The sequence below is a fragment of the Shewanella marisflavi genome, assembly GCF_023283925.1.
GTDB classification, from domain to species: Bacteria; Pseudomonadota; Gammaproteobacteria; order Enterobacterales; family Shewanellaceae; genus Shewanella; species Shewanella marisflavi.
This window is the reverse complement of sequence record NZ_JAKIKX010000003.1, coordinates 142,281-164,630: the sequence shown is the minus strand read 5'-3', so window position 1 is coordinate 164,630 and position 22,350 is coordinate 142,281. Positions and strand designations below refer to the sequence as shown.

Annotated in this window: 23 protein-coding genes; all 23 read left to right on the top strand. The window is 52.5% G+C overall.

The genetic code is table 11. The annotated features are described in order from the left end of the window. The first annotated feature begins 15 nt into the window (after positions 1-15). The 23 genes from L2712_RS08330 (at position 16) to L2712_RS08220 (ending at position 22,320) form a co-directional block, all read left to right on the top strand. Positions 16-291 carry a Flp family type IVb pilin gene (locus L2712_RS08330; RefSeq protein ID WP_033538670.1) on the top strand — a complete coding sequence of 92 codons (276 nt, stop codon included), beginning with the start codon at positions 16-18 and terminating at the stop codon, positions 289-291. A gap of 102 nt (positions 292-393) precedes the next feature. Beyond that, on the top strand, positions 394-702 hold the full coding sequence (locus L2712_RS08325) for a Flp family type IVb pilin (protein ID WP_248977478.1): 309 nt from the start codon (positions 394-396) through the stop codon (positions 700-702). A 31-nt stretch (positions 703-733) separates the two neighbouring features. After that, entirely contained in the window at positions 734-2,134 is a 1,401-nt protein-coding gene (locus L2712_RS08320; protein WP_248977477.1) for a hypothetical protein, read from the top strand. Then, positions 2,134-2,994, top strand: coding sequence for a hypothetical protein (locus L2712_RS08315; protein WP_248977476.1), 861 nt, complete (start codon positions 2,134-2,136; stop codon positions 2,992-2,994). Before L2712_RS08320 ends, L2712_RS08315 begins: the two co-directional genes overlap by 1 nt. 4 nt (positions 2,995-2,998) lie before the next feature. Next, positions 2,999-3,670: a hypothetical protein gene (locus L2712_RS08310; protein WP_248977475.1), complete on the top strand. Its 672-nt coding sequence runs from the start codon at positions 2,999-3,001 to the stop codon at positions 3,668-3,670. A 7-nt stretch (positions 3,671-3,677) separates the two neighbouring features. Beyond that, positions 3,678-3,869 (top strand): hypothetical protein, encoded by a 192-nt coding sequence (locus L2712_RS08305; RefSeq protein ID WP_248977474.1) that lies wholly within the window; start codon positions 3,678-3,680, stop codon positions 3,867-3,869. 14 nt (positions 3,870-3,883) lie between these two features. Continuing rightward, positions 3,884-4,780, top strand: coding sequence for a Flp pilus assembly protein CpaB (gene cpaB, locus L2712_RS08300; protein ID WP_248977473.1), 897 nt, complete (start codon positions 3,884-3,886; stop codon positions 4,778-4,780). Between the two features lie 56 nt (positions 4,781-4,836). Continuing rightward, positions 4,837-6,087, top strand: coding sequence for a type II and III secretion system protein family protein (locus tag L2712_RS08295; RefSeq protein ID WP_248977472.1), 1,251 nt, complete (start codon positions 4,837-4,839; stop codon positions 6,085-6,087). A 9-nt stretch (positions 6,088-6,096) separates the two neighbouring features. Beyond that, positions 6,097-7,806 (top strand): TadA family conjugal transfer-associated ATPase, encoded by a 1,710-nt coding sequence (locus tag L2712_RS08290; RefSeq protein ID WP_248977471.1) that lies wholly within the window; start codon positions 6,097-6,099, stop codon positions 7,804-7,806. Continuing rightward, positions 7,799-8,650 carry a type II secretion system F family protein gene (locus tag L2712_RS08285; RefSeq protein ID WP_248977470.1) on the top strand — a complete coding sequence of 284 codons (852 nt, stop codon included), beginning with the start codon at positions 7,799-7,801 and terminating at the stop codon, positions 8,648-8,650. The genes L2712_RS08290 and L2712_RS08285 overlap by 8 nt, the downstream gene beginning before the upstream one ends. An 8-nt stretch (positions 8,651-8,658) precedes the next feature. Next, entirely contained in the window at positions 8,659-9,522 is an 864-nt protein-coding gene (locus L2712_RS08280) for a type II secretion system F family protein (protein WP_248977469.1), read from the top strand. 1 nt (position 9,523) lies between these two features. Then, complete coding sequence (locus tag L2712_RS08275; RefSeq protein ID WP_248977468.1) at positions 9,524-9,868, top strand: DUF192 domain-containing protein; 345 nt, start codon at positions 9,524-9,526, stop codon at positions 9,866-9,868. Further along, a complete protein-coding gene (locus tag L2712_RS08270) occupies positions 9,856-10,338 on the top strand; it encodes a tetratricopeptide repeat protein (RefSeq protein WP_248977467.1) in 483 nt (160 codons plus the stop codon). The genes L2712_RS08275 and L2712_RS08270 overlap by 13 nt, the downstream gene beginning before the upstream one ends. After that, a complete protein-coding gene (locus L2712_RS08265; RefSeq protein ID WP_248977466.1) occupies positions 10,335-11,018 on the top strand; it encodes a TadE/TadG family type IV pilus assembly protein in 684 nt (227 codons plus the stop codon). The genes L2712_RS08270 and L2712_RS08265 overlap by 4 nt, the downstream gene beginning before the upstream one ends. Before the next feature lie 56 nt (positions 11,019-11,074). After that, positions 11,075-15,298: an IPT/TIG domain-containing protein gene (locus tag L2712_RS08260; RefSeq protein ID WP_248977465.1), complete on the top strand. Its 4,224-nt coding sequence runs from the start codon at positions 11,075-11,077 to the stop codon at positions 15,296-15,298. A 45-nt stretch (positions 15,299-15,343) separates the two neighbouring features. Further along, entirely contained in the window at positions 15,344-15,802 is a 459-nt protein-coding gene (locus tag L2712_RS08255) for a hypothetical protein (protein WP_248977464.1), read from the top strand. Between the two features lie 42 nt (positions 15,803-15,844). Further along, positions 15,845-16,522, top strand: coding sequence for a hypothetical protein (locus tag L2712_RS08250; protein WP_248977463.1), 678 nt, complete (start codon positions 15,845-15,847; stop codon positions 16,520-16,522). An 88-nt stretch (positions 16,523-16,610) separates the two neighbouring features. Then, entirely contained in the window at positions 16,611-16,748 is a 138-nt protein-coding gene (locus L2712_RS08245) for a hypothetical protein (RefSeq protein ID WP_248977462.1), read from the top strand. 153 nt (positions 16,749-16,901) lie between these two features. Beyond that, positions 16,902-17,303, top strand: coding sequence for a hypothetical protein (locus L2712_RS08240; RefSeq protein WP_033538685.1), 402 nt, complete (start codon positions 16,902-16,904; stop codon positions 17,301-17,303). 95 nt (positions 17,304-17,398) lie between these two features. Then, on the top strand, positions 17,399-18,787 hold the full coding sequence (locus tag L2712_RS08235) for a hypothetical protein (protein WP_248977461.1): 1,389 nt from the start codon (positions 17,399-17,401) through the stop codon (positions 18,785-18,787). A gap of 70 nt (positions 18,788-18,857) precedes the next feature. Next, positions 18,858-20,303 (top strand): OmpA family protein, encoded by a 1,446-nt coding sequence (locus tag L2712_RS08230; RefSeq protein ID WP_248977460.1) that lies wholly within the window; start codon positions 18,858-18,860, stop codon positions 20,301-20,303. A gap of 88 nt (positions 20,304-20,391) precedes the next feature. Then, a complete protein-coding gene (gene zapE / locus L2712_RS08225; RefSeq protein WP_248977459.1) occupies positions 20,392-21,522 on the top strand; it encodes a cell division protein ZapE in 1,131 nt (376 codons plus the stop codon). Positions 21,523-21,531: 9 nt separating this feature from the next. After that, positions 21,532-22,320, top strand: coding sequence for an ABC transporter permease (locus tag L2712_RS08220; protein ID WP_248977663.1), 789 nt, complete (start codon positions 21,532-21,534; stop codon positions 22,318-22,320). Positions 22,321-22,350 lie beyond the last annotated feature (30 nt).

Genomic DNA, 22,350 nt, shown 5'->3' with positions numbered 1-22,350 from the left:
TCAAGGAGAAAAGAGATGTTAAAGAAAAAGCAACGTGGTCAAGGTATGACCGAATATATCATCATTGTCGCACTGATTGCCGTGTCTGCCATCGGGGTATATAGCTTCTTCGGTAAGACGATCCGTAATCAGGTCGCCGGTCTGTCTGCCGAGATGTCAGGTAAAAGTGCCAGTGGCCAAATCACTAACGCTGGTACATCGGCAGACGCAGCCAACTCAGTTGCCAACCAGGATTACAACCTAGGTAGCTACGATAAGGCAGCCAACAGCAGCGCTGGTGGCACTAAGTAAGCCGACAAGCGTTAAACCTGTTTTGTGGTCAAGATTGTTTTGTGGTCAAGACTAAGGCAAGTGCCAAGGCACTTGCCTTTCTATCTATCATAAAAGGAACTTATGGTGAAAAAGATAAAGATAAAAGGTCAGGGCATGACCGAATATATCATCATAGTCGCCTTAATCGCCGTCTCGGCAATTGGCGTCTACAGCTTCTTCGGCAAGACGGTGCGCAATCAAGTGGCCGGCCTATCTGCCGAAGTCTCTGGTCAGAGTGCTAACTCTCAGATCACCGCCGCGCAAGGTGCAGCGAGCAGTGCCGATGGCGTCGCCAACAAAGACTACAACCTTGGCAGCTATGACCAAGGAGCCAATAGTGCCAGCGGTGGGACCGGCTCAGATAGTGGGTCAGGTAGCGGCGTAGATTAACCCCAGCATTTCGACTAGCCAAGAGACTCCTATGAAACCGAATACCATGCGCTCCAAACAGCGAGGGCAGGCCATGGCATTGTCTTTAATGCTGATGTCGCTCGCACTCATGTCTGTGCTCTACAGTTTTAACACGGCCAAGGTCAACCTCAACGCGACCAAACTACAGAATACCGCCGATAACACGGCTTACAGCGTCGCCACCTTTGCCGCCCGTGACTTTAATTTCAAGGCATATACCAACCGTGCCTCGGTCGCCAATCAGGTTGCCATCGCACAGATGGTCGGCCTCTCCTCCTGGTTTAACATGACAGACCAATTCGCGCAGAATGCCTGTACCACCCTCTGCTGGGTGCCTTATCTTGGGCAAGTGCTCGCTGGCATCCAAAAGGCGGTCGGTACCATCAACCAGGTGGCGCAACCCGTGTTTGAAGGCTTGATCTATGCTGAAGACGCTATCTTATGGACCCTGAGTAACTCACAGCAGGTGATCCACTACGCGGGCATGGTCTCCAGTGTCGAGTCGGCTGGCAAGGTGGTCAAGGCCAATGACAACGATGCCAATTTGGATCTGATGCAAAACCCACAGCTACTGGTCGATGTGAAGAATGTCTGGATGTCGTTTCAGAAGCGTCACAGTCGCAACCCCAAGAGCAAAGAGACCCAGTTTAAAGATTTTATCGGCGTGACCCTGGCCTCCCGTGATCCCTTCAGTAAAAAGAGAACTTACAAATTGGGCGGCATCTGGTCGATGACCGTCTTCCCCCTACGTTGGAAGACTCAGAAAACCGGCGGCAGCGATCTGATTGCTTACGATAATGGTCAGGCCGAATCCTGGACCTCGATGGACACCATCAGTTTCCACCTCTCCAAATTTCGCTGTAGTTGGTCCGGTTGCCGTTGGCGCGGATACAGAGAGATCCCACTTGGCTGGGGCTCAACCAGTTCGGATGATCGCGCCGAAATTCGCCGCGTAGGCAATCGCCAAACCTGGGGCAGCAGTCGAAGAATTAACCGCTGGGGAGCTCGATTGGCCGCCAATACCCAGGAAACCCGTGGCGACTATAATGGCGTACGTCCTTTCTTTGGCCTTTCAAGCAGCGCTAACAAGAAGAGTCAGACGGATAATATCGCCGTAGTGGTCTCTAAAAGCCGCAACAATGTCGGCACCTCAAGCAGTGTGAAACTGGTGGGCGATGGCCTCGACCCTGCAAACGATGAGCGGATGCTTGGCGATCGCATGACGGCCCTGGCGACGGCGCAGGCCTATTACTCACGCCCCAGAGACCTGATGCAAATCACCTCTTCCTGGGCCAGGCGAGATGGTCGCCACGAGTATGGCAACCTCTATAACCCCTTCTGGCAGCCCCGTCTGACCGACTCGACCAACGGTGAGCGCAGCACTGTGCTGGCCTTGACGAGGATGCTCTAATGACCAAGAAACAAAAGGGCCAAGCCCTGGTCGAGAGCGTGGTGGGCCTCAGCTTTGTGATTATCCCTGTGCTTATCATCTTCCCCTTGCTCGCTAAGGTCTCAGGTGCCCAGCACAGGGCAGATCAGGCCGCGCACTATAACGCCTGGGAGCGCACCGTGTGGAAAGAGGGACGGCCAGATAGAATGCCTAGCCGTAGCGGTCTCTATGTAGCCATCCGCTCAGAGACGGAGCAAATGAAATACCTGCCCTGGCGCTTCTACCAACAAGATGGCCGCAAGATAGCGACCCGCGAGCGGGAGCAGTGGAGCTGGGACAACAATACCCACCCACTACTCAAGTACCCCCTAAAGCGCGACGGCAGCGAATCCCCGCTGCTAAAGAACCTGCAGGAGTCGGCCAAGGATGAGCAGGAACTCGCCAGAATTAGCGGTAGCCAGCAAGGTTCTGGAACACCTGGGACCTATGGCAAGAGCGTCGAGCAAGCCGTTGGCATGCTCTCTTTTACCGGCTTTAAACTGCCCAGAGATCAGTTCTATCGCACCCAGGTCAAGACAGATCTGGAAAACCTCGAAATGAGCCCATTTGACGAGCTAAACCTGAGCGTCGAGGGCCAAAGCGCCCTGCTCGCCTCAGGTTGGAACGCCGCCGGCCCCTACCATGTGAGGAACAGGGTAAGACGATTAGTGCTGACCAACTATATGGATGTCGGTGTGATCCGCACCGCCCAGAACCTCATCGGCATTATCCCCTTCGGCAAAGAGATCAAGTCCAACTCGCTGAAGCTAGGTTTCGTCGAGCCCGATGTGCTGCCCGCCAACCGCCTATGTACCTATGGCACCAAGAACTGTGGAGGCTGATCCCATGAAATCATTTTTCCCGCTTATCCTCGCGCTATTCTCAAGCCTCGCACAGGCAAGCGACTGGCCTGAGATAGATTTTCCTGACACCGCCAAGGTAGAGATAGTCGCCGATGAGATGCGCTATAACGGCTACCCCATGAAGACCTGGGTGGTGAAAGACACTCAAACCCAATCCCAGCTGGCGGCCTTCTTTACTAAGGCCTGGCAGAAGGATAGCGAACGCTTCGATTCCCGTCCCTTTAACGGCGACTTGGTGATCAATAGCCTGCAGCCCCCCTACCTGTTGACCGCTCGCATCAGCCAACAGTTTGATGGCGTCACCGCCTTTGTCGGTATCACCAAAAACATGGAAGAGAATGAGCTGGCTAAGGTTAGACGCAACACTTTTCCTCAGCCAAGCGGCGCCACGGTACTGTCGGATATCGCCTCTAGCGACCTCTACAAACAGGGACGCACTATCGTGCTCAGCAGCACTCGCAGCCTGGCCAGTAACTATCACTACTACCGCCGTCACTACCAACAGCGGGGCTGGGTAGAAGAGACGGCCATACTCGATACCCAATCGGGTAAGGCCGCCCTACAGATGAGCCAGGGAACCAATAGTGTCGACATCAGTTTCGACACCCGCAATTCACAAGTTTACATAGTTACCAATCAAGTCAAACAAGGATGATGAACCCATGCAGTTAAGCAACACCCGCTGTCGAGGCCAGGCCAGCGTCGAATACCTGGTGGTATGCGGCGCCTTAGTGGCCGCGCTACTGACCCCCGTCAGCAACGATGACAATGTGCTAGCTCTCTGCGCCGATGCCCTCACCGAGTGGTATACGGCGTTTGCCTACACAAAATCGCTCTCGATACTCCCCAACTAACTTCAGGTTTGACGATGAATTTAAAATCAATTGACTTCAATTGGGTGCTGCTAGTTATTGCCTTGATATTAGGTGGTATTTCGGCATGGGCGACCAAAAACTACTTTATTGCCAAAGAGCAGGAACTCAGAGATGAGTTAACCAAGGACAACATAGAGATGGCCGACGTGATCGTCGCCACCCAGCCACTGCAAAAGGGCGACATCATCTCTCAGGCTAACATGTCTGTACGCCAAGTCCGCGCAGATACCCTGCCGCTAGATGCCATACACCCCAGCCGCTTCGGCGAGGTCGCCGGTCAGATGTTGCTGCAACCCATGGCACCGGGTCGCCCGCTGATCGAGACCTATCTGCCTGGCATGCGGGTGGCGCAGTTCTCCGACATTCTTAAAGAAGGCCAACGTGCCGTCACCATAGATATCGATGAGATTAACTCGAGTGCCGGCATGCTGGTGCCCTCGGATCATATCGACCTACTGCTGGCCTTCAAAGAAGAGGGCCGCGATGGTGAGCGAAAAAGACTTCAGCTACTGCTGGAGGATGTCACCGTACTGGCCACCGGCAGACGCAGCATAGATGTCAATCCGGAGTTGGTCGACACCCTATACGACAACCCCAACGCCTATAACACAGTGACCCTAGCGCTGTCGGTTAACGACGCCGCGCGCGTCTCGCTGGCCAAAGAGAAAGGTGATTTCGTCACCCTGCTAAGAAACCAGAAGGAGTCTAGCGCACTAGAGTTTATCTCTATGCATGAAGGCCAGCTGTTTAATCGCGAAGAAGAAAACCACGAGCTTACCGTCGAGGTGATCACCGGCGGCAACGGCATCAAGACCAGTACCCAAACCTACCCGCTTCCCAAAGAGATGCTAGAGCAACTCAGCCAACAAAAAGATAAAGCCGTACTATGAAAACATTGAAAATTGTCGCATTTTTTTGGATCTGCCTTCTGTTGCCGGCTACTAGCATGGCGCACAACAACCGCCCTATGAAGCTCTATGTCGGCGCAGTCGAACTCTATAAGGCCGCCAACGTTGAGCGCATCGTGGTGGGTAACGGCAAGGTGCTCAGCGCCAAGGTCGTCGATAATAAGGGCGTCTTGCTAATTGGCGAGGCTCCGGGCAACACAGACCTACAGCTTTGGCAAAAAGATGGCAAACTGATCAAACTCAGCCTCACTGTCACCCCAGACAACAGCCTGCGCACCACCACCATGGTCAAAAAGATGCTTGCCGCCTTCCCTTCGCTCACCGTTTCGGAGAGCGATGGCCTGATCATCGTTCAGGGCGAAGCCGACCTGGCCCAGAAGGAGCAGCTAGAGAAGATCCTCGAAGCCGGTCCGAACGTGGTCTCCTTGGTGAAATACCTCAAGTTTGCCAAGACGATGTCACCCATGGTGAAGATGCAGGTCAAGATCGTCGAATTCAATAAATCGACCCTCAACAACGTCGGCATCAAATGGGAAACCTCCATGGCCGGTCCGGCCTATGGCGTGGCTAAAGGCTTTACTGCCAACCCCATCTTCAACGTCGCCTCACCCGGACAATACACCGAGGCGCTCACTGAGGCCATAACCAAAAACATAGGCGTGCTGGATACCCGCGGCTGGAGCTCTCTGGGTATTGTTTCCGGCATCGGCAGCCAGATCCAACTGCTGTCTGAAAAGGGCGATGCCCGTCTGCTGGCGCAGCCTAACCTGACCACCCGCAGCGGCGAGTCGGCCAGCTTCCTGGCCGGTGGCGAATTCCCTATCCGCAGCGTCAGCGGCTTAGGCGCTGTAGATGTCGAATATAAAGAATACGGCATCAAGTTGGATATCGAGCCCGTAGTCGACGAGCAGCAAAACATCGTCAGCCGGGTCATGGCCGAAGTTAGCTCTATCGACCCTTCGGTGGCCGTCGATGGTGTGCCAGGCATGCTGACCCGCCGCACCGAGTCTGTGATCAACGTGAGAAACAACGAGACCATAGTGATCTCAGGCCTGGTCAACAGTGAAATGTCTAAGATAGTCAACAAGTTCCCTCTGCTTGGCGATATTCCCATCCTAGGTGAACTCTTTAAATCTCGCGACTTTAAAGATGACAAGACTGAGTTGGTTATCTTCGTCACTCCTGTAGTGGTTTATCCGGGAGAGGAGGAGCATGACACTCAGCTCAATCGCGGCCTAGAGATGGCGGAAGAAGCCACCAAGCTCGACGCTTTCTACATCTTGGATTAGGAGCCGCTCATGTTTAACATCATAGTCAGCACCACCAAGGGCACTAAGGTCGGCGAGTTTCAGTGTATCCACCGCGAATGCCGTGTGGGGAAAGATCCCGATCAGCTGATCGTCCTTCGGGGCTTTAAGATCTCCAAGCATCACGCCACCCTGCGACAAAATGAGCAGGGGATCTTTATCGTCGATAACAAGAGTCGTACCGGCATACGGGTGAACGACGAAAAACATCAGGAGTTCGGCCCCCTCACCCTCAATGACAAGATTCAGGTAGGCGATTACCAGCTCAGAGTGCAGAGCAGCGATCCGCAGTTTCAAGCTAGCGTCCCCACAGAGACACCACCGCCACCAGCCCAGGTAACGGCGCCGATGGCCCCCGTAGCACCAGCATCCTTAACAGTAAACCAGGCCAAGCCTGAGATGGTGACTGAGTTGAGCGCCCAGATTCAGAGGCGCAACGAGTGGCGCCGTAAGGTGCATACCGAACTACTCAAACAGATGGATCTGCGCCGGGTTAACGTTAACGAGATGAGCGATACCGAACTGCGGGCCCAGAGTGAGGTGCTGCTCAAGCAGATCATCGACAACTTTAAGTTGCCCGAAGATATCGAAATCTCCGCGCTAACCAAAGAGGTGCTGGACGAGACCATAGGCCTTGGTCCACTTGAAGGGTTGATCGCCGACCCGGATGTCACTGAGATCATGGTCAATAGCCATGATCAGATCTTCTATGAGAAGGCGGGTAACCTCTACCTGTCGGATATTGCCTTCTCCGACGATCAGGCGGTACTCGGTGCCATCGAACGAATCGTGACCCCAATAGGCCGACGTATCGACGAGAGTTCGCCCATGGTGGATGCCCGCCTGAAGGATGGTTCCCGCGTAAATGCAGTCATCCCCCCATTGGCGCTCAAGGGCCCCTGCATCACCATACGTAAATTTATGCAGCGACGCTTGGGGTGTGACGATCTGGTGGCCTTTGGCTCCATGAGTCCCGCCATGGCGGAGTTTCTCGAGATCGCCGTAAAGCAAAAGCGCAACGTTGTTATCTCAGGGGGGACAGGCTCGGGTAAGACGACCCTGCTGAACGTGCTGTCAAACTTCATCCCAGATAACGAACGTATCGTCACTGTGGAAGATGCCGCCGAACTGCAGCTCTACCAGCCCAACCTGGTCTCCCTCGAGGCCCGCCCCCCTAACCAAGAGGGTAAGGGCGCCATAGAGATCCGCGACCTGGTCAAGAACTGCCTGCGGATGCGTCCCGATCGCGTGGTGATCGGTGAGTGTCGTGGCGGCGAGGCCCTCGACATGCTGCAAGCGATGAACACAGGGCACGACGGTTCGCTCACCACAGCACACTCTAATTCTCCCAGGGACTGTATCTCACGTCTTGAGGTAATGGTGATGATGGCGGGTATGGATCTACCTGTGATGGCTATTCGCGAGCAGATCACCTCGGCGGTCAACATCATAGTGCAACAATCACGCTTTAGTGACGGCTCACGACGGGTCACCAGTATCTGTGAGGTCACTGGCATCGAGGGCTCAGTGGTGCAGCTCTCAGAGATCTTCAAGTTTCAGCAGACGGGGTTCAACGAGCTGGGCAAGGTACAGGGCTATTACACGGCGACCGGCACCCTGCCCGAGTTCTATGAACAGTTAAGAAAGCAAGGAGTCACAGTGCGTCTGGATATCTTCGACAAGGATAGCCGCTATGAGTAGTCCATTAATCGCCGCCATACTGGTGTTTGGCTCGGTGACCATGCTGGTGTGGGCGCTTAAGCATCTGTCGACCCGATTCGCCAAGCGCTACCAGGAGACCTTCACCAGCTCGGCACGTACCAACCTGTTCGATATGTTTCTGTTTATCGAGCCAAGACAGCTATTTGTCATCAACATGCTGACCCTGTTGGCGGTGCCTTTTCTGGTTCGACTCTTTTTCGGCTCCTGGGTGCTGGGGATCTTGCTGAGTATTGTGCTGGCCCTGCTGCCGCGCTTCGCCTATCAGTTCCTGCATAAGCGCCGTCGCCGCAAGTTTGTCCACCAGCTACCCGATGCGCTCAATATGATCGCCTCCTCGATGCAATCAGGGGCTAACGTCAGTAACGCCATCGAGTTTATGGCCGAAGAGATGGAGGCACCGATCAAACAGGAGTTTCAGCTCTTCCTGCGCGAGCAGCGTCTGGGCGTGGAGTTCAACACAGCGCTGGACAACATGTTTAAACGCATCCCGGAAGAGGAGTTTCAGCTGGTGACCGCCGGCATGCAGATCTCCCGCGAGGTCGGGGGCAACCTAGCCGAAGTGCTTCAACGCCTCTCCGCCACCTTGCGACGCAAGATAGAGATGGAGGGCAAAATCGATGCACTGACCTCTCAGGGCAAGATGCAGGGCATAGTGATGACTCTGCTGCCCGTCTTTATCGGCGTTGTGCTGTATCACATGGAGCCCTCCGCCATGGGCCGTATTCTCACCGAACCTATGGGCTGGGCTCTGATAGCTCTGGTCATCATTATGCTCACCAGTGGTTACCTGTCGATCCGTAAGATCGTCGCGATAGACGTATAGGAAAAATCATGGTCAATCTTATTGTCGCTTGTTTCGTGATCTCCCTGGTTTTCCTGGCCGTAAGCTGCGCCCGTATCTACCACAGGGTACCGAAGGAAAACCGTGAATTTATGGACCCGCTATCGCCGGGTCTTAAGCTTATCTGGCCTCTGGTACGCCTGCTGGCCTTCTATGTCAGTGAGAACCTCAGTGTCGATTATCTGGAGCGGGTTACCAAAAAGCTTCAGGTCTCAGGCTTATCCTACATAATGACCGCCGAGCAATACTTTGCCATCCGCATTCTGAGCACCCTGTTTAGCCTGGGGCTGACAATCGTGTGTAGCGCCATGCTTGACGCCTATGTGCCTCAATATCTACTGCTGGCCGCCGTGCTGGGTTACTTTCTGCCAGTGATGACCCTCAACGATCTGCGTAAGAAACGCCAGGGGATGATAGTCAAGAGCCTGCCCGTGTATCTTGACTACCTCACCATGTCCATCGAGGCGGGCCTCAACATGACGGGTGCCCTGAGTCAGGCGGTCGAGCGCGGCCCAGCTGGCCCACTGCGAATCGAATTTGAGAAGGTGATCCGCGACATGCGCGCTGGTATGTCACGTGCCCAGGCGTTTCGTAACATGGCCGATCGAGTACAGGTGACCGAGGTCAACAGCCTGGTCAGCGCCCTGGCACAGGCGGAGAGAACCGGTGCCAGCCTGGGTCATACGCTGAGGATCCAGTCGGATCAACGCCGAATAGAGCGGTTTCAGCGCGCCGAAAAGAAGGCTCTGGAAGCGCCGGTTAAACTGGTCTTCCCGCTGATCGTCTTCATCTTTCCCGTAACTTTTATGATCTTGGCCTTCCCGATTGCCATGAAGTTTATCTATGAGCTCTAACATGAAGAAAACCACACTGAAAACCCCAGACGGACAGGCGATCACCGAAGTCTTCGTGGCCGATACCCCCTGGCTCAGACTCAGGGGCCTACTGGGTCGCCGCCGCCTCTCTAACGAGCAAGGGATGCTTATCGCACCTTGCAGCTCGGTGCATACCCTGGGGATGCGCTATGCGCTCGATATCGTCTACCTCAATAAAAACAATAAGGTGCTCAAGATCACCCGAAATCTTAAGCCCTGGCGTAGCAGTGCCTGCCGAGGTGCCACTCAGGTCTTGGAGCTTGCGGCAGGCAACTCTACCCACAAACAGATAAAACCCGGAGATATTTTGAAATGGGCAAACTAATACGCCTCTCGCTATTCGTCGCCGTTACCGCACTACTCAGCGCCTGTGCATCGACGCCTCAGAAGCCGGAGCACAAGGGCAATGAGCAGATCATGGCGATTCAGTCTCAGGCGGAGCACGCCTACAAGCTGGCCATGCTGGATCAGGCCGAGAGCCTCTACCTCGAGGTGCTAAAGAGTGTGCCTAACTATGCCCCCGCTTGGTTTCGCCTGGGTAACATCTATACCCGAACCAATCGTCATGAAGCCGCCATCGCCGCCTATCGACGCTGTATCGAACTAGAGCCGAATAATCAGAAGGCCTGGTACAACATGGGGCTGGTGCGCATCAAGCAGTCCACCAATGTGCTCAATACCGCCAGCAACCAGGGCGATGCCGACTCCGCCGTGGGTCGTCAGATCAAGGCGCTGCTGGACGCCCTCAATCAGCTGCAGAGTCAGCCACAAACCACGGCGCAGGCAGGGCTATGATTGCGGCTCGCTCGAAACAGCGAGGGCAGAGCATGTTCGAGTTCAGCCTGGCCCTGCCCTTTCTGATCCCCATCATTCTGGTTGCCATGATGTTGATCGTGCAGTGGGCCTTTATCTATACCAGCAAGAGCACATTGGATGCGGCCACGGTTGCCGCCGTCCGCGCTGGCACTCTGCACCATGGCAATATTGATGAGATGCGCAAAGGTCTGGCTCAGGGGATGATGCCGCTATTTGCCCACGGCACAGGCACGAGCGACACGATACAGGCCTACGCCAAAGCAAGACTCGCAACCCTGGTACAGAGCCAGATCACCATACTCAGCCCAGACAGGGAAACCTTCGACCAATTCAAGGTGCGAAGTCGATATGACACGGGCTCTCGTTATGAGATCCCCAACAACAACCTGATGTTTCGTGACCCGGCCCCCAAGAACGTTGGCAATAACCGACAACTGAATGTGCAAGACGCCAACCTACTACAGATAGAGGTGCGCTGGTGCCAAAAGCTGATCGTCCCCTTTGCCAACTACATCATTAAGGAGATAGTCACCTCCCCCCTGTATAACCAAAGCAGGGAGCAGCTGGCCTGCAACGTCTTAGGGGTTACAACGGGAGATACCTACCTGGCAATCACGGCTCAGGGACTGATGCGTATGCAGACCCCATTTCGAATGTAAAGTGCTTAACAACACTGAACAACTTTGGACCTAGTAAAACTATAGGGATATAAAAAATGAAACACACGTCTCGCCTGACCAAGCAACATTGGCTGGCACTCATGCTGACCTCGACCCTGGCAATAACCGGGTGTAACGGCGAACTCAAAGAGGGAGAAGGCCCAAACTCTCAGGTACCGACAGATCCTGTGGACCCCGTTGATCCCACCAACCCCACTGAGCCGACCGACCCTACGGATCCTACCGATCCAACAGATCCCCCTCTGGTGGGCACCTGGGAAAACAGGGATGAAGACGGCGACGGCGTGGTAGATGAATTGGATGACTATCCGTTTGATGCCAGCAAGCGTACTTATCCTCTATTTGTAGAACAGGAACCGAATGATAATCCGGCGGTTGCCACCCCTATTGAGATCGATCTCGGCGTCAGAGTACAAGGTGTCATCGACTCAGAGTTTGATAAAGGCGATCTCTTCAAATTCCACGTCGATAAGCCACAATCTTACACAGCCTATTTCACCTCACCTTCGGCAAGATTCAAGCCTCAGGTTTATGTTTCAGACGCTGATGGACTAGTCATCAATGACATTCAGCTATATCGATATACTCAGGCCAATACCTATGTAGTGAACTTCCCTATCTATTCACCAGGTACTTATCAGCTCAGTATCATAGATGAGAACTATGCCGGCGGCAGTGACCTCACCTATCAGGTGACTATGTTTAACGATCAAGATATCGACGGATTCGACGATACGAAAGAGCCCGCATTAGGGGCAGATATCAACGAAAATGATCAAGATAAAGATGGCATTATCGACGGGATAGAGTTCACTATGGCGTTGGCTAGTCTTGGTCTAGATACTGACAGAGATGGCATTCCTAACTGGTTAGATACCGACTCAGACGGCGATAGCTTCAACGATGCTATCGAAGGCATGGAAGATTTGGACAATGACGGAGCCCCCAACTTCCTCGAGCGTGATGCCGACGGTAACGGTATCGATGACCAGTTAGAAAGCGGCAATAACAATGCGCCAACTAACACTGACAATGATAAATTTATCGATCACTTGGATATCGATGACGATAACGACAATATATTCGACAAAAATGACGTTCAGCGCTTAGTCCCAGCCAACATTGTCTCTTGGACCCAGCCTGGGGATCTCTTTATCGAATCACTACACACACTCTTCGCCCAGAATAAGATCAAAAATTATCTCAGAGCCGGAGACGAATTCGAACTCACGATAGAAGGGCTCTCTCAAGCGTCTGAAAATACCCTCTTAGTAGTGAATATAAACGGCAGAATTTACAACCTATTTCCAAAGCAGATCGAACACTTATCACTACGTAGCCACCTAACCTTTGTACTTCCTCAGGACATGGGTAAGGGCCAACTCTCAATTGTTGCAGGTACAAACAAATCAGACCCATTTCCGATTGAGATAGGAGACGGGGCGTTGCCACTACTCATGAGTTCTAATCCAAGAAGCCTCAAACCCGGCCAACAGATAACGCTAAGTGGCGACAACTTTGATGAAGACACCAGTGTTTTCTTCAACAACCAAGTTGTCAACGCACAGTTTATCGACGAAAACACTATTAGTACCATAGTGCCTGAATCGTTAAGCGGTGGCAGCTATTCGGTCAGCAACGCACATGGTCAAAGTAATCCCATCACCTTCATCATCACCCAAGAGATAGCCGTTCGTGTCCTCGAAGCGTCAGCCAAACCTTTGGTTGCCATAGGGGGGATCTATCCCGAGATGGCCCAAGCCTTTGATGGCAATAGCTTCGAACTTGAGAAGATGGGAAGCGAAGCTGAAATCATTTTCACTTATACCCATGATGCCAACGGGCAACTCGAAGCCTACCTGAGTACCGTCTATTCCATGAACCAAGACAGTATTTCATTGAACTTCGAATCGACGGCCTTGGCAAGCCTGGTGCTTCATATGAACTATTACTATGAAGCAAGAGGAGTCAGCACAGAAAAGTTTATGCAAACAGTGCAGACGACACAGGCATATCAAGATTATTTGGTTGAGGCAAAGGCTGCGCTGACCAGAGATACCAGCTTCTTCGGCTATAAGGCGAGAAAAGCAGAAGCATACGATTTACTTAACCAATTTGAGTCAAAGATAAAAACAGAATTAGCCACGAAAGGTTTACTGAAATCTTCAAAAGCACCTGCTGCGGCGATGTTCAATTCACTGAATCATAGTGCGGCAAACTCGAGTACCAACCAATCGCTATCAGCTATTGAGCCCAGCATTGTCTCCTACCCTGAAACCAATGGCACTTGGCAAGCCTTCGACATGTCGATGGCGGCCACGACCTTCGCCGAAAACAGTACAGAGATACTTAACAACTGTGGCGAAGGCGTTGATCCCAAATGGTATGAGGTATTGAATGCCGATGGCTGCGTTGAAATCAGGAATCGCAGCCAACTCTACTTGAGCGCCAGAGTCTATCCTATCGATAGCAAGACAGGAGAGATTAACACCGATCTAGAGTCTCTCAACAAACCGATTGCGGACCATATCACTACGCCTTGGGATTCGGGCATGATGGGGCCTCAATCTGGTACTTGGTTAGGTATTTCGCTCTGGTCTAGCGATTCTCTTATCGATAAGTGTGTCTACACAGACTGTTTATATCAGATCATCACACCAGGTGTTGACGGCATTTTTGGGCCCAGTCCATTTAGCTTTAGAGGACAAGAGGCCTACGATAAACGCGCCCAAGATGCCCGCAAGATGTTGGCGATAAGAACCATTATTGATAATGTCGTCATTCGTTTTTATTCCATCCTATTCGATGCAGCAGGAATTGACCTCAACGACAGCAAATACAAGAAACAAGCAACGGCTCTGGCAATCGTCAAGGCCGTCTATCAGTACCTACCGACAATCAGCACTGAGATCGATAAACTGATGGCCAAAGACAAGCCAAGTTTCGACGACTGGCAGAGCTTGGCCGCAAATCTAGGGAAAGAGTTGTACAGCAAAGAGATCAAGGCGGTGATCTCCGATCCAACCAATCGCGCCTCCTATGGTCCAGTCACCATGGCGCTACTAACCGCGCTTGAGGTTGACGAAAAATACTTCATCAACAAGATGCTGCAAAAGGTCGCCCAAAAATTCATACCTGGCTGGGGAACCATCACTTCGGTATATGAAGCCAGTAAGCTCGCCGACTCTATGGTCGATATGGCCAAAACCATAGACGATCTGGTCGATGTACCGACAAAGCTCGACTATATCGTGACCTGGGGTCTAAAAGCCTCAGATATCACACCAAGATCCATTGAGAAGACCCAAGAAACTAAGCGTTTCACCATAGTAGGAAGCGGCATGGCCGTAGTTAAAGGTGTGTTTAGCGATACAAAACCTGAAGTGAAGGTGTTCGATCTGGGCAAGGGTGAAGAGGAGCTAAAAACCACCTACATTAGCGTCAATAAACTGGGAACAGAGTTAACCTTCGACCTGACTGATATAGACCAAATCGAGAACGCCGTCGGCCCGCTTAAAGTCGAAGTTCATCACAGAGATGAGGTCGCCGAAGTGCCTTATGAAATACTTATTGGCACAGATCTCACCATCACCAATATAACGCCAGATAAGGCCTCGCCCGGTACAGAGATAGAAATCAGCGGTATCGGCTTTAGTAAGCAACCAATGGATAATCGGGTTACCTTTAGCGGTGCTAACGGTGAACGTATTAGAGCCGCGGTGAAATCGGCCACTACCGATACCCTAGTGATCATAGTGCCCAATGGTGCAGTGACAGGTTATATCACAGTGGAAGTAGCCGATGTATTGAGTAATCAATACCCCTTTATTGGGCCCAGCCAGCTTCTGATCACCTTTGGTGACAATGGTAACTTTAACGACGATGTGTTTAAATTGTCGGTCAATAACAAGGTGATGTATGACAACAACCAACCTCAACGTAAGGTGGGTCCACTGAATGTCTCACTGGAGGAAGGTGAACATACAGTGCAATTAACGGGTATTCGTGCCGACGATGGTATTGCTACCTACTACATTGAATTTGCTGGTGATATTGCCAATGTCAGTGGCGACACCTTAACGGGTAGAGACTTATGTCCAAATACTCACAAGACCTATAAAGTCACCATCGCCAGCGGCGCAGGCAATTCCGGGCAATCGGCTTCATTAAAAGCACAGATACACCCCATGATAATGCAAGCTGAATATGCCGATATGGCAGCCGAGACACCAACTGAGTGTCCACAGGCCAATAAATAAAGGACAAAATGGCCCCTAGGGGCCATTTTTTATTAGGGAGAAATCATGTTAAAACCGCTCACCACACTAATCATGCTAGCGAGCACTCCGTTTGCCTACGGTCAAATTGACGTCACTATTCCCAAGGCAAATTGTCTTAAAGCCGCAGACATTGTCACAAATAAAGATCTGGCACTATTCAAGCAAATCTATATGCCGATTAAGGCTAACGATGAGCAATACTTAGCCTTTATCCAGAAGATCCATGATTGGGCATTTGTGAAAAACTATAGCGGCATCAATGACTTTACCATAGAAGGCGTAAGAGTCTTCGAGCACGCCAAAACCTCCGAGAATGATACCGTAAAGCAATCGGCTCAGCACTGGGGACACGATACGGAAGTCTGGGTCGACTACGCCTTTAATTCTACCAACCGCACCACCAACGCCCCCGCCACCAAGGCAGGCTTCTGCCGCTTTGCCCTGCAAGGCGACTCCTGGTACATGATTAATTTACTCAAATAACCACAATCACAAGCCCAACCGACTTGAAAGGACTCGAAAGGCATGGAAAAGCTAACCCTTGACGACACTCCCTGGTTTGGTACCACAGATTTCAAGGGAAAGAATCAACTAACTGGCGACAGCAACATTCGCCTTAAGTCATCTAGGCTGCTCTATCCGCTGCCCTTACCGTTAGAAATACTCTTTTTCATTGGCCCACTGACATTGGCCATTCTGCCCTTTATCAATCCTAGCCTGATGCTTCCCCAGGACTGGCTTACGCTAAACATCGCCACCCTATTAAGCTATCTGATCCTCAAAAAACTGTTTATTACCAGCATCTATGGCCGAGGGGGAAAACAAGTTTGCCAAATTAACGCTGAAAGGCTCAGCATTCCCGGCAGTCGCCTTATCGATACCAAAGCGGGCCCTGTGGAAATTCAGCGACGAGACATAAAGGAGATAGGCGTGCGTTATTGGCCAAGCACACGCGACCTGCGCACCAGCTACGATGTCAGTGAACTCATCATCACACTCGAATCGGGCCAATCAATCTGTTTAAAGAGCCTCTACTTCCCGATTAAGCCACTACTTTACCTGCTGGTCTATTTCGACTACCCAATCACGCTGCAAAAACGCCGGCACTCTTTGGCCATAGTTGCTCGTAGCCTGTTTGTCGCCTTTCCCTTAGTCGCCCTTGTGGCGGTAACTGGCTTGCTGTTTAAAGAGTATTTTCTATAAGGCCGTCAACTTAACAAGGAGCTAACCAAATGCACAAACCATGGATGGCAATAGCATTAAAGGGAAGAAAACGGGACTTTTCATCGCAATGAACTCACTCAATCACCTGCTGGAAAATCTGAAATGGGTCGATACCGTCTTCTTGAGCCAATACCTTGGTCTCGACAAGCAGAGCGAGGAAATATTTTTCGCCGATTTAACCGCCGAAATACACCCGAAAGAATAATGTTTCCGGCCGATATTTTGCGATAGGATCGCAAACAAATAAACCTAAAGGCTTATTTTAAGTGGTTGTGAATAAAGCATATTGATGTACATTTCGTCTTCAAAGCCCTCCCTCCACTCAGGACAATTTATTCCCATATAAAGGACTATATCAATGAAAATTGCTTCACTCTCTGCCCTGAGCTTAGCCCTGTTATTGACCGCCTGCGCTTCAGATCCCGGCCCGCGCATGGCACTGGAAAAGACGGTTGAAGTCGATGGCAAAGTGCTCAAATTTAACGGCAGCTACCACGACAAGAAAAACATCTTGATCCTCAGCGTCAACGGCGACCCTATCATGCAGGGCCGATTCGCCCCTTACACCCCAACCCAAAACCTTAAGGCGAACTACAAAGACTTTGCTGTTAGAAGCCACTGCTACTTCGGCTCTGTTTTGGGTAATCAAGGCGGTGCCTTCGGCGCCATCGCGAGCATAGTGCAATCTTCTAAGAGCAGCACCGCCGATAAGTGCGAGCTCTATGTCAACGAGAAGCTAGTAGACAACCTCTACTTCTAACCTAATCGACTTGGTATGGGCACGAGCGTCGATGCCAAGTCGCCTCAATCCTCGGATTGGATCCCTCAGCGCTCGCCCTCTGATAAGGCTAAGTCGTGTTATTTACTCAAGACCTTAGGAACTCCAAAAGCACATCCAATTTCGGCAGCAAGGCACTTCGCCAACTGGCGCTAACCTCGGCTCTGAGCTTAGTTTCAATTAGCGGCCTGGCCTCTGCCGATACCGGCGCAGATAAAGATGCCATCAAACAGTTTCAACGGCAAACGACGCCGCTGACCGAGCGCGCCCATCAGCTCAGTCGCAAACACAATCAGCAGATGGAGAGCTTCTCTAACAAGCTTGACGAATACCAGGATGCCAGGCAGCTACTGCAAGATGCCTTAATCGGTGAGATGGCGCTCACAGCAGGCAAGATGTTAACCCTGACCAACGACTATCTGCAGCGCTATCGCGCCTTCCTCGCGCGAATCGACAAAAACTCCAGCTGTTATCAGCCCAAACGACTCGCACAATTTCAGCAGACCAGAGACGAGGTACAAGACTATCTCAACCAGCTGCAAGACCTGACTCAATCCCAAGCCCAGACCCAAGACCAAGGGGAAGCCTACGCGGCTCTGATGGCGATAAATATCGGTCAGAGCAAAGCGGCGATACTGATCAACCTGCTGGAGACTAGCAAACTTTGCTATGTTACCCAGGCCATGCCGGAAGTCGCCCAGGATATCCTCCTGCTCGAAGGGCTTATGGCCGAGCGGCTACCCGAAATGGTCGAGGCGGCCAACCTATCGACATCCGAGCCTGAAGGGCTAGAGCATTCAGAATCTCGCCTTAACGAAATTAGCTCGGCCGAATCAAGCATTAACGCACCAGATCTTAACGGGACTGATATTGAAAGCGCGGATGCTAGCCGCCCCGATGATAATGCAGCAGTTCCAAGCACTTCTGACTCAAAATCTGCCGACAGTGACAAGCTTAGCCAGCAAGACAAGGCGCTCGATGCCTGTATCAAGCAGCAGGTCTCACAACTGGGGCTGACATCGGCCCAGGCGCTTACTGTGTTGAGCTGCCGCCTATCCAGCGCCTCGGTCAGCCTAAACCGGCTAAGTAAGCTATCTAACCTGGAGATACTGAGCCTGCAGGGCGGCGTGCTGACCGACCTGTCGGCGCTGGCAAGCCTTAATCATCTCAGTCTGCTGAGCATAGAGCAGAGTCAAATCATCACCTTTGGTGATCTCAAGGCACTTAAGGGCAACCTTAGCTTCAGCGAGGTCGATAGCCAAGACTGGCAGGCTCTGGCAGACGCCCAAGCCGAGTCGATTGCCATCATGTCGCCGACCCGCTGCGACGCCTTGAAACCGCTCGCAGAACAGCCAAATGTTGCCTTGCTTTACCAAGGCCTATCGCCACAGGCTATGGCCGACCTCATGCAACGCCAGGCTTCGATGCAAGGGCTCACCATAATGACCGATTGCCCCGCGCCTTAAGTGGGGCGTGCAATATGCACAAAACAGATATTGATAAAGCAAACCTTTCAGAAACTTAAAGGGAATTAAGATGAAACCCCAAACTCTCGCCTTCACACTCGCCTTATGCAGCGGCTTAGGCCTTAGCGGACTGGCTCAGGCCAATGACCTCCCTTTTCAGCCACTACCAGAGGGTAAGCTCTACAAACAACATGAGCGCCATTACACCCCCTTTGACCTAGTGATTGGCGTGGACAAAAACACTTACCAGACGCAGACGGTTGCCGGTCAGCTGAAACGAATCAATTACAAGCTGCCAAGCAGCTACCTGGCCTCCCACGCCGTCTACAACTATAAGGCTCAGATCGAAAAACTCGGCGGCACAATACTGTTCGAGTGCCAGGAGAAAGCCTGCGGCGATGACCACAAACTCTCAAAACAGATAGCGCCGCTCAGCGACATTCCCAAGAAGACACCCGCGCTGCTAACCGCCAAGCTGACGCTTACCAAGAAACAGCTCTACCTCTCTGTCTATGGCGCTAATTGGCACAACGGCGCCGGCCTACAGCTAGATATCGTCGAGGTAATTGACGAGCCACTGGATCTGCTTGCCACCAACCAGGCCTACCTGACAAGCGAGGTCAGCCAGACCGAGTTTAAAGACAGAGGCAATAAGGATACCCAAGGCTCGAAGGATCACCCGATGATCGCCAGGCTCCCCGGTGCCTTCATCCAAAAATATCAGCAACAGGGCTATGCCCAGACCTTGGTATTTGACGGTGTTGAACAAGGCCAACACAAGATTAAGACCCTAGAGGGTAAGGTCACCGACATTGGCTATAAACTCCCAAGGGGCTACTCGGAGTATGAGGTCGATGCTAACTATAAGGCGGCGCTGGAAAAACTAGGCTTTGTGCGCGGCTTTCACTGCCAGGGCTTAGAGTGTGGTGAGACAGATCTCATCGAACGTCGCATCAAAACCCTGATCCATATAGGTTTCGATGAAAACCAATATTACAGCCTATATAAGTTAGAGCGACCCGAGGGCGCTGTGCACGCCATGGTCTTTATCACAGGTTATCATGGCGGCCTGTGGAGCGAGATAAAGGTGGTAGAAGAGACCAAACTCGTCGACGACAGAGTGGTCATAGATCTCGAGGGACTCAAGGATAAGATCGCCGAGCAGGGCCACGTGGCGCTGGATGGCCTGTTGTTCAAGTTCGACAGCGATCAGATGCTGCCCGAGGCAGATGAAGTGATCACCATCCTGGCCACCTACCTTAAGAGCCACCCTAAGCAGCGCTTCTATGTGGTGGGTCACACGGATGATAAGGGCAAGCAAGGCTACAACAAGGGGCTGTCGGAGCAGCGGGCCAAGGCGGTAGTCGCCACCCTCACCCAATCTCACGGCATAGACAAGGACCAGCTCAGCCCCATAGGCGTAGGGGAATATGTACCTGTGGCCAACAACCTGGACGAGGCGGGCAGACAGCGTAATCGCCGTGTCGAACTGGTACTGCGCTCAGACATGCAATAGCCGCATCATCAAACGGCGCCCCTGTGGGCGCTGTTTAATTGATAACATCTTGATATAATGGCCGCCCGCTCACTACCTGGGTCATTTCATGTCGCGCTCTCCCCTACAAGGTTTTCAACATCAACTCACCCAGGAGAACTTTGTCGACGACCCGGCTCAGCATCAGGCCATACTATGCCTAGAGGCCCTCTATCAGGCTTTACAAAAACATAAACCAGAAGATCTGCCCGCCAAGGGACTCTATCTCTGGGGCGATGTAGGGCGTGGCAAGACCATGCTGATGGATCTCTTCTGTCAGAGCCTGCCCGAAGGGATGGCGCTAAGGCTGCATTTTCATCGCTTTATGGAGAGGGTTCATAATGAGCTCAAGGCCGAGAGCGGCAAACGCGATCCTTTAAGGCGCATCGCCAGTAAACTCAGCCAAAGCTGCCGAGTCATCTGCTTCGATGAGTTCTTCGTCAGCGACATAGGTGATGCCATGATACTGTCCGGCCTGTTTGAGGCCCTGTTTGCCGAGGGGATCACCCTGGTCGCCACCTCCAATACCCCCATAGCCCGCCTCTATGAGAATGGACTGGCAAGAGACAGATTTCTGCCCTGTATCGCCCTGTTAGAAACACATACAGATGCCCTGCACCTTGATGGCGGCGTGGATCATCGCCTGCGTCATCTCGACAAGGTGCAGACCTATTTTCAGCATGGTGAGGGAGAGTTTGCCAAGCGCTTCGACGAGCTGGAGCCAGGCGGCAGCGACTCGCCGCTGACCATCTTAGGCCGAGAGATTAGCGTTATCCGCCGGGGTAGCTCCACCCTCTGGCTCGACTTCGACGCCCTGTGCGGCGGTCCGCGCTCTCAGCTCGACTATATTGCCATCGCCAGCCAATTCGACACCCTGTTACTAAGCGATGTGCCGCCCCTTGGGGGCACGCCCCGCAGCTGGATCCGCGCCAGAGGCACTGAAGATGGCGCCGCGGCGGTGGCCGCAGGTGACCGCCAGCTTAACTACGCACCCAAGGATGATCCGGCGAGACGCTTTATCGCCCTGGTGGATGAACTCTACGATCAAGGGGTTAAACTCTATCTCGAAGCCAGTTTGCCGTTGGAGCAACTCTATACGCCGGGCGCCCTGGCCTTCGAGTTTAGACGCACCATCAGTCGCCTGGTCGAGATGCAATCGCGGCAATACCTGAGCACAGCTCGGCCAAAGCAGAGGGCATAAACCATGGAGATGCAGACGAGTCTGGATATAGGTTGGTTATCACTCGGGCTGTTTATGCTGATTCTGCTGGTGCCACTGGGGATCAATTGGGGATTTAGACTGGACCAGGGCCGAGCCATGCTACTGGCCGCCACCCGCATGACGGCGCAGTTACTGCTGGTGGGTATCTACCTTAAGTTTCTGTTTAACCTTGAAAGCCTCTGGGTCAATCTGCTCTGGTTAGCACTCATGTTGATAGTGGGTGCCAGCGCTATCTTAGGCGGGGCTAAGCTGCCTAAACGCAGATTAATGCCGGCGCTCCTCTTTAGCCTCAGCATTAGCCTCTTGCCACTACTGGGGCTACTGCTGCTGGCGCTGCTGCAACCCACACCTGTCTATCAAGCGCAATATTTGATCCCCCTAGCGGGCATGTTACTGGGCAATAGCTTGTCTGGAAATATACTGGCGCTGCAACGTCTTTTTAGCGCCTTGGAAGAGAAACAAGAAGAGTATCAGGGACGTCTCGCACTAGGCGCGAGGCCATGGCAGGCGGCCTTTCCTTTTCTGCAAAACGCGCTGCAGCAGGCTCTTGCCCCCAGCATAGCCGCCATGAGCACCATGGGGCTGGTCACCCTTCCCGGTATGATGACAGGACAGATCCTCGGCGGCAGTGACCCCTTAGTCGCCGTGAAATATCAACTGGTGATCATGTTGGCGATATTGGTGATGTTAAGCCTGAGCGTCGCCTGCGCCCTAAGCCTGGCGCTGCGTCACAGTCTGGATTACAGTGGCAAGTTGCTCATCAAACGAATCCGCTAACCTCTGTGGTGCAGGCTTAAGCTGCGACAC